The sequence below is a fragment of the Streptomyces sp. WG5 genome (assembly GCF_049974565.1).
In the GTDB taxonomy this organism is placed as follows: domain Bacteria; phylum Actinomycetota; class Actinomycetes; order Streptomycetales; family Streptomycetaceae; genus Streptomyces.
On record NZ_JBNGGC010000033.1, the window covers coordinates 53,589 to 66,052 of the forward strand.

The 12,464-nt window shown below is 75.1% G+C and carries 9 protein-coding genes; 6 read left to right on the forward strand and 3 right to left on the reverse strand.

From position 1 onward, the window contains the following. Positions 1-18 precede the first annotated feature (18 nt). Positions 19-1,497: a hypothetical protein gene (locus ACP4IX_RS28640; protein WP_426519000.1), complete on the forward strand. Its 1,479-nt coding sequence runs from the start codon at positions 19-21 to the stop codon at positions 1,495-1,497. Between the two features lie 91 nt (positions 1,498-1,588). Beyond that, positions 1,589-2,077 (forward strand): DUF5709 domain-containing protein, encoded by a 489-nt coding sequence (locus ACP4IX_RS28645; RefSeq protein ID WP_426518998.1) that lies wholly within the window; start codon positions 1,589-1,591, stop codon positions 2,075-2,077. A 186-nt stretch (positions 2,078-2,263) separates the two neighbouring features. Here the strand turns inward: ACP4IX_RS28645 and ACP4IX_RS28650 are convergent, their stop codons facing one another. Further along, on the reverse strand, positions 2,264-2,485 hold the full coding sequence (locus ACP4IX_RS28650) for a hypothetical protein (protein ID WP_426518996.1): 222 nt from the start codon (positions 2,483-2,485) through the stop codon (positions 2,264-2,266). Between the two features lie 195 nt (positions 2,486-2,680). Next, on the reverse strand, positions 2,681-3,892 hold the full coding sequence (locus ACP4IX_RS28655; RefSeq protein WP_426557367.1) for a glycoside hydrolase family 64 protein: 1,212 nt from the start codon (positions 3,890-3,892) through the stop codon (positions 2,681-2,683). Positions 3,893-4,312: 420 nt separating this feature from the next. On the opposite strand from ACP4IX_RS28655, the gene ACP4IX_RS28660 reads away from it, so the two are divergent. After that, positions 4,313-5,224 carry a GNAT family N-acetyltransferase gene (locus ACP4IX_RS28660; RefSeq protein ID WP_426557368.1) on the forward strand — a complete coding sequence of 304 codons (912 nt, stop codon included), beginning with the start codon at positions 4,313-4,315 and terminating at the stop codon, positions 5,222-5,224. Between the two features lie 189 nt (positions 5,225-5,413). On the opposite strand, the gene ACP4IX_RS28665 is transcribed toward ACP4IX_RS28660, so the two are convergent. Beyond that, positions 5,414-6,295, reverse strand: coding sequence for a Gfo/Idh/MocA family protein (locus ACP4IX_RS28665; RefSeq protein WP_426557370.1), 882 nt, complete (start codon positions 6,293-6,295; stop codon positions 5,414-5,416). A 569-nt stretch (positions 6,296-6,864) separates the two neighbouring features. On the opposite strand from ACP4IX_RS28665, the gene ACP4IX_RS28670 reads away from it, so the two are divergent. The 3 genes from ACP4IX_RS28670 (at position 6,865) to ACP4IX_RS28680 (ending at position 12,456) form a co-directional block, all read left to right on the forward strand. Further along, on the forward strand, positions 6,865-7,797 hold the full coding sequence (locus ACP4IX_RS28670) for an alpha/beta hydrolase family protein (protein WP_426518988.1): 933 nt from the start codon (positions 6,865-6,867) through the stop codon (positions 7,795-7,797). Between the two features lie 258 nt (positions 7,798-8,055). Beyond that, complete coding sequence (locus ACP4IX_RS28675; protein ID WP_426557371.1) at positions 8,056-11,046, forward strand: LuxR C-terminal-related transcriptional regulator; 2,991 nt, start codon at positions 8,056-8,058, stop codon at positions 11,044-11,046. A 117-nt stretch (positions 11,047-11,163) separates the two neighbouring features. Further along, on the forward strand, positions 11,164-12,456 hold the full coding sequence (locus ACP4IX_RS28680; protein ID WP_426557373.1) for a PucR family transcriptional regulator: 1,293 nt from the start codon (positions 11,164-11,166) through the stop codon (positions 12,454-12,456). Positions 12,457-12,464: the final 8 nt, after the last annotated feature.

Below are 12,464 nucleotides of genomic sequence, written 5' to 3' on the forward strand. Positions count from 1 at the left end.
GGGGTGAAGGGGTGCGCGATGGCCGACCGGGCGAACGCCATGCTCGCAGGCGGACGGCGGGACGAGGCGGCGGCCACACCGGGCAGGCCGCGGCGCCTCGGCGGTGACGCCCCGCTCGTGGCGGTGGCCGCCGTCTTCACCCTGGCCCAGCTGATCTTCGTCCACCCCTGGATGGGGCTCGGCTGGGACGAGACGGTGTATGTCAGCCAGGTCACCTCCCACCACCCCGCCGCCTTCTTCAGCGCACCGCGTTCCCGGGGCGTCTCCCTGCTGGTGGCGCCCGTCGCGTCCTGGTCGTCCTCCACCGAACTGCTGCGCGTCTACCTCGCCGTACTGTCCGGCCTCGGCCTGTACCTCGCCCTGCGCGCCTGGAAGGGCCTGTTCCCGGCCCGCGTCCTGGCCACGGCCGGCGCGTTCTTCGCCACCCTGTGGGTGACCCTTTTCTACGGTCCGCAGGCCATGCCCAACTACTGGGTCGCGATCGGCGCCCTGTTCTGCGTCGGCTGCTTCCTGCGGGCCCGGCAGGGGTTGTCCGGCCGGGTCGCGCTGTGGGGCGTGGTGGCCGGGGCCGCGCTGATGGCGTGGATGCGGCCCACCGACGCGGTCTGGGTGACCGTGCCCCTGCTGGTCATCACCCTCGTCCGCCGCCACTGGCCGCTGCTGCTCGCCCTGGTGGGCGGCCTGGCGGCCGGGGGAGTGGAGTGGGTGATCGAGGCGTACGGCTGGTACGGCGGACTCGGGGAGCGGCTGTCGAGGGCCTCCGAGATCCAGGGCGGCCTCGGCTGGAATCTCGCCGTCGACGACCAGATGCGCAGCCTGGGCGGGCGGGGGCTGTGCCGCCCGTGCACCGGCTCGATGCCGCACCCGGTGGTCACCCTGTGGTGGATCGCCCTCCCGGCCGTCGCCGGCCTCGGGGCCGTCGTCGCGGTCCGGGCCCGGCGTGCCGCCCGCACGCTGGTCCCCCTCGCCTGCGCCGTGACGGCCGCGCTGCCGTACCTGTTCCTGATCGGCTACGCGGCGCCCCGCTTCCTGCAGCCTGCCTACGCCCTGCTCGCCGTCCCGGTCGCCGACGCGCTGTGGCACCTGGCCAGGACGGAGCGCGGCCGGTGGCGGCCGGTGGCGGCGTCCCTCGTCGCGCTCGCGCTGGCCGTGCATCTGTCGGTGCAGCTCGCCGTCCTCGTGGGCACCGTGGACCGCAACGTCGAAAGCCGCGCGGACTGGGCACGCGTCGCCGACGAGCTGCACCGGCTCGGTGTCCGCCCGCCCTGCCTGGTCACCGGGCACGAGTCCATCCCGATCGGCTACTACACCGGCTGTTCCTCCGGCTCCACGAGCGGCAACAACGAGAACATCACCGCCGCCGAGATCGTGGACACGGCCCGGCGGATCCCGGTCGCCACCGTCACCGGCCCGGGCGGCACCCCGCCCGGCTACGCCCGGGACTGGACGGCGCACCGCATCACCGACCTGACCGTCCGCGTCGCACCCCGGGGGTGAAGATCCCGGACCGGGAACGGGTTAGCGAGCGCGTATCGGGAAACGCGAACCGGGCACCCGCACCACCGAGCCGCGCGAGAGGGAGGCAGCGATGGGCACCGACCCGATGGCCGACGACGTCTACCAGCCCACCGGAACCAACGAGGAGCAGGAGGACGCCGCGCCCCTCGACCTCCAGGACGCCGTGGGCGAGCGGACCTACGACGACACGCTCGACGAGGGCTACTCCCCGCCGGAGAAACCCCTCGGCGTGACCAAGCACGGCACCACGGCCGCCGAGCAGCACGACGGCGAGACCCTCGACGAACGGCTGTCCCAGGAGGTACCCGACGTGTCCGCCCCGGACGGGGACGGCGTGGGCGACGAGCCCGGCGGCGAGGGCGAACCGGTGGACCCCGAGGCGGGCACCGGCCGAGCCGGCCGCCTGGTCGCCCCCGACGAGGGCGTACGCACCGACACGACCAAGGAGACCGTCGCCGAGGACGTCGGCATCGACGGCGGAGCGGCGGGAGCCGAGGAGGCCGCCGTGCACGTCGTGGAGGACGAGACGGCGCTGCCGGACCGAGAGGACGGCCGGTAGGGCCCCGCGCGGCACCCACCCGCCTCACGTAGCGCACGGGGAGCCTCACCGTCAGTCACGTGACACTTCATATGTCATGCGCCTCACAAGTGCGCCTTGCGCATCCCACACCTTGCGCACGTCACACCGCCCGGACCGGTGCGCGGAGCACCGGTCCGGGCCTTCGGCCGTCCGGCGGCCACCCGGTCAGGGCAGTAGCTTGTCGAGGGCCGCGGCGCCCTCCTCGGCCAGCTTGCGCCTGGCCCACTCGAGGTTCCTCGGGGTGACGTCCCGGCCGGCGGCGAGGACCAGGTCCTCCGGGGACACGTCGGTGCCGTTGCGGGTGTGGAGCAGTTCGTCCGGAGTGGCGCGGTCGTCGCCCGCGCGGGCTTCGGACGGCCGGGAGGCATCGGGCTGTGACGTCGACATGATCAGTGCTCCTCGGGTCCGGATCGCTGCTTCGGTGCCGTGCTGTTGTCGGTCCCGGATATCCCGATAACACCATTCAATGCGGAAGCCGCCCGCGCATCCGGAGCCCGACGTGATTCAGGCCGCCGCCTGACGCACACCACCACGCTCCTACGCCCCCGGGTCTCCCGCACGCCGAACCGGGGCGGGGCCGGCTCAGAACGCGGTGAGCGTCAGCCGGAACCCGGTGGGCGCCGGGTCCTGGACGTAGGAGGCGAAGTCCGCCACGTCGTCGAAGGCGAAGCCGTACGCCCTGCCGTCCTCGGTGGCCGCGTGCACCGCCTTGGAGTAGTGGTTGGTCAGGGCGGTCCGGTAGAACGCGACGGCGTCGGTCGTCGGCTGGACGGCCGGGGAGAGCAGAGTGGAGCGGTTGAAGCCGGCGCCGAGAACCGCTGCGACGGGCCCGGTCGTGCCGTCGTTGGGTGCGGCGAGGGCGCCGTCGCAGAACAGCACGTCCCGGGTGGACGGCCTGGCGAAGGACACCTGGGCGGGCCCGTCGAAGGTCAGCCGGTCACCGCGCACCCGGCCGGTGAAGGTCCCGGCACGGGTGGTGATCCTCAGGTCCCTGCCGGTGTAGGCGCTCCAGACCTCGTCGATGTACGGGGCGAGGTAGTCCTCGGGGAAGAGGCCCGCGTCCAGGCCGTGCCCCGGGGCGATGATCCGGGTGTCGTCGACGACCAGCGGCGCGAACTCCTCGACCTTCCGCAACGCGTCGAAGGCGGCCGCCCGCCCGCCGGTGCGCACGGTGCCCGTGGTCTGGTCCTCGGCACCGGTCAGCCGGATGGCGAGCGGCACGCTGAACATGTCGACCATGGTGGTGTTGCAGAACATCCCGGCCGAGTTGTACGTGAACTCGGCGCAGTCGTGCAGCACCCCGTGGTTGGGGTCGGACTCGACCCAGCCCGCCGGGTACTGCAGCGCCGGGTTGCCCGCGCCGTCCGTGACCACCTTGAACTTCAGTTTCTCGCCGAGCGACACGTAGATCCGGCCGGAGAGGTGGGGCAGGCTCAGCCTGGTCCCGCCGCTGCCGGAGAGGCTGATCGCGTAGTCGGTGTAGCCGTCGGCGCCGTTGTCCGACAGGGCCACGGGTGCGAGGGTGCCGTCGGGGGTGACGCGCACCTGCCGGCCGTCCTGGTTGCCGACGATGTAGACGTGGACGTCCGCGTTGCCGAAGGAGCCGGTGCTGTTGACGATCGTCAGCGGCAGGGCGCCCGCGGTCCCGGCGGGGGCGGCCGGGCCGGAGTCCGAGCCGACTTCCGCGAGTGCGTGCGGGGCGACGGCGGCGGCGACGGGCGCGGCCACGACCGCTCCACCGAGGGCGACGAGCAGCTTGCGCCGGCCGAGCGGGCGCTGGTGGCGAGAAGTCATGTGGGGGGGTCTCCAGAGTGTTCGGGGCATGACAGTGCGAGGGACGCTCTTCTGAGAGCGCTCTCGCGGTGCGGGCCGATGCTACGCAGCACGGGTGGCCCGGCCAACGGTCTCCGCCAGGCCCCAACGCCGTTTTCCCAGTAGGCACTTGGGGTGCCGGACGCTGCGCAGGGAACGCTTAACCGCTGCTTAAGGGCCGTTTAATCCAGCCGGTACTCCGCGCCGGTACTCCGCGCCGGAAAACCGGTGGACACACTCGCGCGGCACCTCCTACCGTGTGGCCCACGCCTCGAGACCGACGGAAGGAGGGCAGAGCCGTGCAGTTCACCTCACTCCCGCGCTCCCTCCCCGTCGTCCCGGCGTACTCCGTCTGACCGGGAGCGCACCCCGCACGACACACGACGCATCCCGGAGGAATCCGTGACCGATCTGGTCATCCGCGCGCTCGACGCGAGCGACGCCCACCTCTTCGACACCCTGCCCGACCCGTTGAACGCCCGTGAGGGCCACCGGCTGACCCGCCACCGCCCCGACTGGCAGCGGGTCGCCCTGCGCGACGGCACCGTCGTCGCCCGCGGCGCCTGGTGGGGCGGCCCCGACGACACCGAACCCGTCACCGTCAACTGGTTCGACGTGGCAGAGGGCGAGGAGGAAGCCGGAGCAGAACTCCTGCGCACCGCCCCCTGGCAGGTCGAACTGGAACTCAACCCTCCCGGAACCTGGCGCGAGGAACCCGCCCTGCGCGCCGCCGCCGAGGCCCGCTTCAACGCCGCACGGGCTGCCGGGTACGACCTCCTGGTCGAACGCTTCCTGTACCGGTGGACGCCGGAGTGCGCTCTCCCCGAGCGGCCCGGCCGGCTGGACTTCCGGCCCGAACCGGACGACGCGGTGTTCTTCGACGCGCTGCGCCGCATCCACTCCGTCACCCTGGACGCCCACGCCCTGCTGGACATCGAGGAGGGGGGCCTGGACCAGGCCGCACAGGCGGAGCTGGACTTCTTCCACTGGTGCCCGTCGCCGCGGGAGTGGTGGCAGGTGGCGTACACCCCGCGGGGTGAGCTGGCGGGCATCCACATCCCGGCGCACAACCCGTCCGGTCCCTGCGTCGGCTTCATCGGCGTCGTGCCGGAACACCGCGGACACGGCTACGCCTACGACCTCCTGGCCGAGTGCACCCATTTCCTGGTCGAGCGGGGCGCGGAGTTCATCTCCGCCGCGACGGACCGGGGGAACCACCCCATGGCCGCCAACTTCGCCAAGGCCGGCTACCCGGTCGTGCGGGAACGGATCAACTTCCGTCCCGTAGCGGCCGGCGGTCCGGCGGCCCGGTAGCCGAGGGCCGAACACGCGCACCGGGCTCGGCGGGAGGCGTTCCACGACGAGATCCGGTGGCGCGTGCGGCGGGTCTCTCCCGACGGCCCGGCCGCGGAGTTCCCGCTGCACATCCGGAGTGAGAGGGCCTGGTTCCGGTGGAGCGAGCAACCGTTGGAAGAGCAGCGGGCCGGCGGCCGACCGGGGGCGCTACCGGTCCTTCAACAGGGCCTCGGCCTCGGCCAGGAGCTCGGTGACCCGCAGGCCGAACGCGGCGTCGCACGTGTGCGGGTGTCCGCCGGCGGCGGAGGCGAGGAGCGCGTCCGCCGCCCGCAGCAGAGCGGGCACCGGCCCTTCAGTGGCCTCCGGAAGAACCGTCACACCGGCCTGGCCGCGCAGTTCCACGGTCGCACCCGCCGCGGCCGCCGGCGCGGTCAGGCTGAGTGTGAGCGTGCTCGACGCACCGCCGGTGTGGTCGAGGACCAGATGGACGGTGTCCCCGGGGCCCGGTGCCGCCGCCGCAACGCGCCGGGCGTCACCGAGGACCGGAAGCAGTACGGACAGGGCGTGCGGCCCTACGTCCCACAGGGCGCCCTTCTCCCGTCGCCACGGCGAGTCGGCGAACGGGCTGTCGCCGCTGAACACCGCGCCGAGCCACTGCGCCCGCGCCGTGAACCAGCCCTCTGCCGCCGCCTGTTCGGTGATCCACGCCTCGGTCTCGGGCTGGAACCGGGTGGTGAAGAAGACGACGGAGGCGACGCCCGCCGCACGCACCGCCTCGACCACCGCCCGCCCCTGTGGCACCGTCGCCGCCAGCGGTTTGTCGAGCAGCAGATGGCAGCCGGCCCGCGCCGCGCGCACGGCCAGTTCCGCCTGTACGGCCGGCGGCAGCGCGACCGCGACGGCCTCCACGTCGGCCAGCAGGGCGTCGACGTCGTCATAGACGCGTGTGCCGTGCCGGTCCGCCAGCTCCTTGGCGGCGTCCGGGCGGCGCCCCCACACCCCCACGAAGTCCAGCCCTTCGTGCCGGCGCAGGGCGGGGGCGTGCGCCCCGTCCGCCCAGGGACCGGTGCCGAGCAGTCCGATACGCATGCCGTTGCCCCTCCACGATGCCGAACCCGGTGCCGGGCCCGCCGACGTTCCTCCCGGGCGGCCGGTGTACGACAGCCCGGCCGGTGCCGAGCGTGTCACACCGACCGGGTGCCCGGGCAAGACCGCGGAGGGAGCGGGACGCGGCGCACCACGAGCTCCGCCCGTGCGCTCGGCCGCTCGCCCGCTCGGCCGCTCGCCCGCTCGGCCGGCCGTCCGCATCCGGCCGCGCAGCCGTCCGGGCCTGGCAGCTGTCCGGGCCTGGCAGCTGTCCGGGCCTGGCAGGGCGGTTCGGTCGACTGCCCAGCAGTCCGCCCGCTCGCCCGCTCGACCGCCTGCTCGCCCGCTCGACCGACTGCCGGGCCGTCCGGCCGTCCGCGCCCGCCGCCCTGTCCGTCGTACGAGACCGGTGATATTGCCGATCCCCCGGACCGCCCCGACGGCCGACAGTGGCATCGCCAGTTCATCGGCGAGGTCCGTCCGGCGGATGTCCTGGGACGCGACCCCACGCGTTCCGGGCCGTGTGCGATCACCGGCCGGCTCCCTCGCCACGACGGAGAGGACGACTCCTCGTGCAGCAGAACCCCCACACCCACGCCGCCTCCCGGGCCGCGCGCCCGGCGTTCCGCGGCTCGCGGCGGCGGCTCGCGGGCGTCACGGCGGCCGTGGCCGCCGTCGTCGCGCTCAGCACCCTCACCAGCCCCGGCGCCCAGGCCGCCGACAACCCCTACGAGCGCGGCCCGGCGCCCACCGAGTCCAGCATCGAGGCACTGCGCGGCCCGTACTCCGTGGCGGACACCAGCGTCTCCTCGCTCGTGGTCAGCGGCTTCGGCGGCGGCACGATCTACTACCCGACCAGCACCAGCGACGGCACGTTCGGCGCCGTCGTGATCGCGCCCGGTTTCACCGCGTACCAGTCCTCCATGGCCTGGCTCGGTCCGCGGCTGGCCTCGCAGGGCTTCGTCGTGTTCACCATCGACACCAACAGCACGCTGGACCAGCCCTCCTCCCGCGGTCGCCAGATGCTGGCCGCCCTGGACTACCTCACCGAGCGCAGTTCCGTCCGCGGGCGGATCGACAGCAGCCGGCTCGGCGTCATGGGCCACTCGATGGGCGGCGGCGGCACCCTGGAGGCCGCGAAGTCACGGCCGTCCCTCCAGGCCGCGATCCCCCTGACACCGTGGAACACCGACAAGACCTGGCCCGAGGTCAGCACCCCGACACTGATCGTCGGGGCCGACGGCGACACCATAGCCCCGGTCTCCTCGCACTCCGAACCGTTCTACTCCAGCCTGCCGTCCCGGACGGACCGCGCCTATCTGGAGCTGAACGGCGCGTCCCACTTCTCGCCGAACACGTCGAACACGACGATCGCGAAGTACAGCATCTCCTGGCTCAAGCGGTTCATCGACAACGACACCCGCTACGAGCAGTTCCTGTGCCCGCTGCCCCGGCCGAGCCTGACCATCGAGGAGTACCGGGGCAACTGCCCGCACGGCTCCTGACGCTCTCGTCGGCACCAACCGGCACCAACCGGCACCAACCGGAACCAGTCGGCACCATCGGCGGCGGTCGCGGCACGTAGCGGCCGCCGCCGACGCGTTGTGCCGCCGCACGGCCCCGGGCCCGGAGCGCTGGGCCGCGGCACAGTGCGTGATTCGGGTCACGCGGTGCGCAGCCGCAGGTGACAGGGCCGACGCTCAGGCGGGCCGCGGCGGACCGACGGCTTCCGCGTCAGGTTACGCGCGCGTAACCTCCCGGGAATGACCGGAGAGACGACCGTACGCACGGCCGTGCGGATCCACGGCCGCAGCACGCAGCGGCAGGCGGTGCGCACCCTGCTGGAGGGTCTGCGCACGCACAGTGGCCACCTGGTCGTGGCCGGCGAGCCCGGGCTCGGCAGGACCACCCTCCTCGACTGGGCCGCCCGCTCCTTCCGGGCCGGTCCCGTACTCCGCCTCGGACCCGGCCCGGAGGGAGGCGCACGCGCCTTCGCCGCGGAACTGCTCGACACCCTGCGGGTGGCGGCCGGCGAGGCGCCTGTGCTCGTGTGCGTCGACGACGCGCATCTCTGGGACGCCCCGGCCCGGAACACCCTGGGCCGAGCGGTCGAGCACCTGCGCACCGTCGGCCGCGTCGGCCTGCTCCTCTCCGTCGCCGGACACCGCGCCGTCGATCCGGAGTACGCCCACCTGCCCGTCGTCCGCCTGCACCCGCTCGCACCACCGGAGGCGGACGCCCTGCTCGACGACGTGACCGACGGCGCCGTCGACCCGGGCGTCCGCGAGGAGCTGCTGGTCGAGGCGGAGGGGAACCCGGCACTGCTCCTCGCCCTCGTCCGCCGGCTGTCACCCGCCGAACTGCGCGGGCACCGGCCCCTGCTCAGGCCCCTGGCCGACGCCGGGGTGCTGGCGGAGGTGGCGGGCAGGGCGCTGACCGGCCTGTCCGCGGAGGCGCGGGACCTGCTGTTGACGGTGGCGGCGGCCGTACGGGCGTCGGACGGACCGGACGTCGACGCCGCCCCGGTCCTCGACGCCGTACGGCACCTGCGGCCGGCGTCCGCACCGGACCCCTCCCTGCAACCGCTTCCCGCGCCGCTCGCCCTGGCCGGCGACCGGCTCCGTTTCCACGGCCCGCTGGTCCGCCGTACGGTCCACGCCACCGCCGCCCCCGACCGGCGCCGCGCCGTGCACGGCGCGCTGGCCGACGTGCTGGAGAGCGGCGGACATCCGCTCCCGGGACTGCTGCACCGTTCCTGGTCCCTGACCGGCCCGGCGTCCGCGCCCGCGCTTGCGGACCGGCTGGCGGCGGTGGCCGCCGACCGCACGGTGCCAGCCTCGCACCGGCTGCGCGCGACGGCGTACGCCCGTGCCGCCGAGCTGACGGACGACGGCACGGCCCGGGCGGAGCGGTACACGGCCGCGGCCGAGCAGGCCCTCCTCGCCGGACGCCCCGACCGGGCACGTCCGCTGCTGGCCGCGGCCCGTGGCTGCGCCGCACCGGCCGGAGCACGGGGGCGGGCCGAGCTGGTGCGCGGCCTGACGGAGCTCCGGGACGGCCCCGTCGGTGACGCCCACCAGTCCCTGCTGCTGGCCGCGTCCATGCTCGCCGAGGACGCTCCCGCCGACGCCGCGACCGCCGTCCTGGCAGCCGCCGACGCGGCCTGGGCGGCGGGCGACCTGCCGGCCTGCCTCGCCACACTCGCGCCCGAACCGCCCCACTCGCACGAGCACCCGGATCCCCGGCTCGCCGGTGCCCCGCACAACGAGGCACCGCCTGCGCCCCACGAGGCACCGCCTGCGCCCCACGAGGCACCGCCTCCGCACAACGAGGCGAAGCTCCCGTACAACGCGGCACCGCCCCCGCACCCCCGGGAGGCAAGGCCCCCGGACGGAGCTGCCGTGCCGCGTGGTGCGGGAAGACCGCCGCGACGGGGGGAGGACACCGCCGCACGGCCCGCGGGGGCGCCCGACCCGGCTGCCGGGGCTCGGCACGGAAGCCCGGGCGAGCCCGCCGGACCGCCCCCGGACACGGTGCGCGACGTCCGCGTCGGTATGCGGGCGCTGCTCGAAGGGCGGCTCGACCGGGCCGCCGTACCGCTCGGGCGGGTCGTGGAACGGGCCAGGAGCGACGACCGCCCCGAGGGGCTGCTGCGGTCGGCGTCGGCCGCGTTGCTGCTCGGGGACGTGGACGCCGCCCGCCGGGCCGGGGCGCGGGCCCTGGCCGCCGCCCGGCAGCTCGGGTCGGACGCGCTGGTGCCGCGGGCACTGGAGTACCTCGCCTACGCCGAACTCCGCGCCGGCCGGCACCCGCAGGCCCGCACCCACGCGGAGGAGGGACTGCGCACAGCGCTGCGCGCGGGGCAGCGCAACACGGCGGCCCACCACCGGGCGGTGCTGGCCCTCGCGGCGTCGATCGAGGAGGAGCCGGACGTCGTCGCCCGGCATGTGACGGCCGCGCTGGCCACCGCCAGGCGCCACGGACTGGCCCAGACGGCCACCTTGGCGGAGTGGGCGGCGGCCCGGGCCGACCTGGGGCGGGGACGCCCCTTCGACGCCGCCGACCGGCTCGGACTCCTGGTCCTGCCCGGACCCGGGCGCGGGCACTTCGCCGTGTGGCGGCTCGCCGTGCCGTGCTTCGTGGAGGCCGCGGTCCTCGCCGGCCGCCACGAGGACACCGGTGCGGTCCTCGCCGACTTCGCCGACTGGGCCGCGTTCGGCGCCGATGGGCAGGCCGCCGCCCAGCTGGCCCGCTGCCACGCCCTGCTCGCCCCGCCGGACCGCGCCGACGACCTCTACCGGCACGCGCTCGCCCGGCACGACGAGGCGGGCGGCGACTTCGAACGGGCCCGCACCGCGCTGCTGTACGGCAAGTGGCTGCGCCGGCGGCGCAGGCCGCGCGAGGCCCGCGGCCGCCTCGGCGCCGCGCTGGCCGGCTTCGACCGCTGCGGCGCCGGCGTCTGGGCGGCGCAGGCGCGCGGCGAGCTGCGGGCGCTCGGGGCGGCGTCACACGGCGGGGACGCCGGGGCGCTGACCCGCCTCACGCCACAGCAGCTGCGCATCGCGCGGCACGTCGCCGACGGCGCCACCAACCGGGAGGTCGCGCTGACCCTCGCGGTGAGCACCCGCACCGTCGACTACCACCTCCGCAAGGTCTTCGCCGCGCTCGGTGTACGGTCCCGCCTGGAGCTGGCCCGCATGGTCGAGCAGGCCGAACACGCCGGACCGGCGGAAAAGACCGGTGCACAACCCTAGGGACCGACCAGACGGTATGTCATCCTTCGGGACAGGACGAGTCAGGGGGCATGCCCGGCACGGGCGAACGGCCCGTCGCGGGGCGCCCCCGCAAGCCCTGGCCCGGGGAGGACCGCGATGCAGCACGCCGTAAGGTCACGAGCAGCGATCCGCACCGGGCTGACGCCCGTTCCGCGTCCGCGGACCCCGAGCGTCGCGTCGTTGATGGACGCCGACGCCCTGCGCGTCCTGCACCGGGCCGCCCGCGCCCTGCTCGACGACCTGCCGGACCTGACCGACCGGCTGGTGGCCCTGCTGCGGGAGCAGGAGCCGGCGTACCGCGCGGCCATCACAAGGGACCCCACCGCCACCTGGCAGGAGGCCCACCGCTCGCTGCGGCACAGCGTGGCCTCGCTGCTCGACCCGCGCGGCGCGCGGGACGCGGCCCGCCGGTGCTCCTGGCGGGTCGGCGCCACCCGTGCCGAGCAGGGACTCCCACTGGACGCCCTGCTGCACGCCTTCCGCCTCGGAGGCGCCCTGGTGTGGCAGAGGCTCGTCGAGGAGACCTCCAGGGCCGCGCCCGAGGACGTACGGCTCCTCGTGCACGTGGCCGCCGACGTGTGGAACTTCGTCGACGAGCACTGCACCGTCGTCGCCGACGCCTACCGGCAGACCGAGTGCCAGATCGGCCGGCGTCGCGAGAACCGGGCCCGGCAGCTGGCGGCCGGCCTGCTCGACGGCACCAGCCGCATCGCCGACCTGCCCGAGGCCGCCCAGGTGTTGGCCCTTCCGGAGCAGGGCCGGTACCTCGTCGTCGCCGTCGCCGGCGTGCACCCCGCGCGGTCCGACGCCGCCCGCGCCGCAGCCGTACCGTCCGGCACCCGCGTCCACTGGCACGCAGGGGCGGAGGTCGACCACGGCATCGTCCTGATCGGCGCCGGTGACGACGGGCTCCCGGAGCCGGCGGAGTCCGAGCAGGAAGCCGGGCGACGCGCCCCCGTCCCCGGCCTCCGGATCGGCGTCGGCAGCGCGGTCGACGGACTCGCCTGCGTCGGCGACGCCCGCAGGCTGGCGGACACCGCGCTGGACATCTGCCCCGAGGCCGGCGGCACGGTCCGGCTCGACGACCACCTCCCCGCCGCCCTGGTCGTCTCCAGCCCCGAACTCGGCCGGGCCCTCGCCGAGAGGGTCCTCGGCCCCCTGCTGCGCCTGGAGCCCGCCGACCGGGAGGTCCTGCTGGACACCCTCACCACCTGGCTCGACTGCGACGGCTCGGCGCAGCGGGCCGGTGAACGCCTCTACTGCCACCGCAACACGGTCCTCAACCGTCTCCGCCGCTGCGAGCAGCTGACCGGCCGGTCCCTGGCCCGCCCGGCCGACGTGGTGGAGATGAGCCTGGCCCTGACCGCCCGGCACGTCCTGCGCGACTGAGGGGCGCG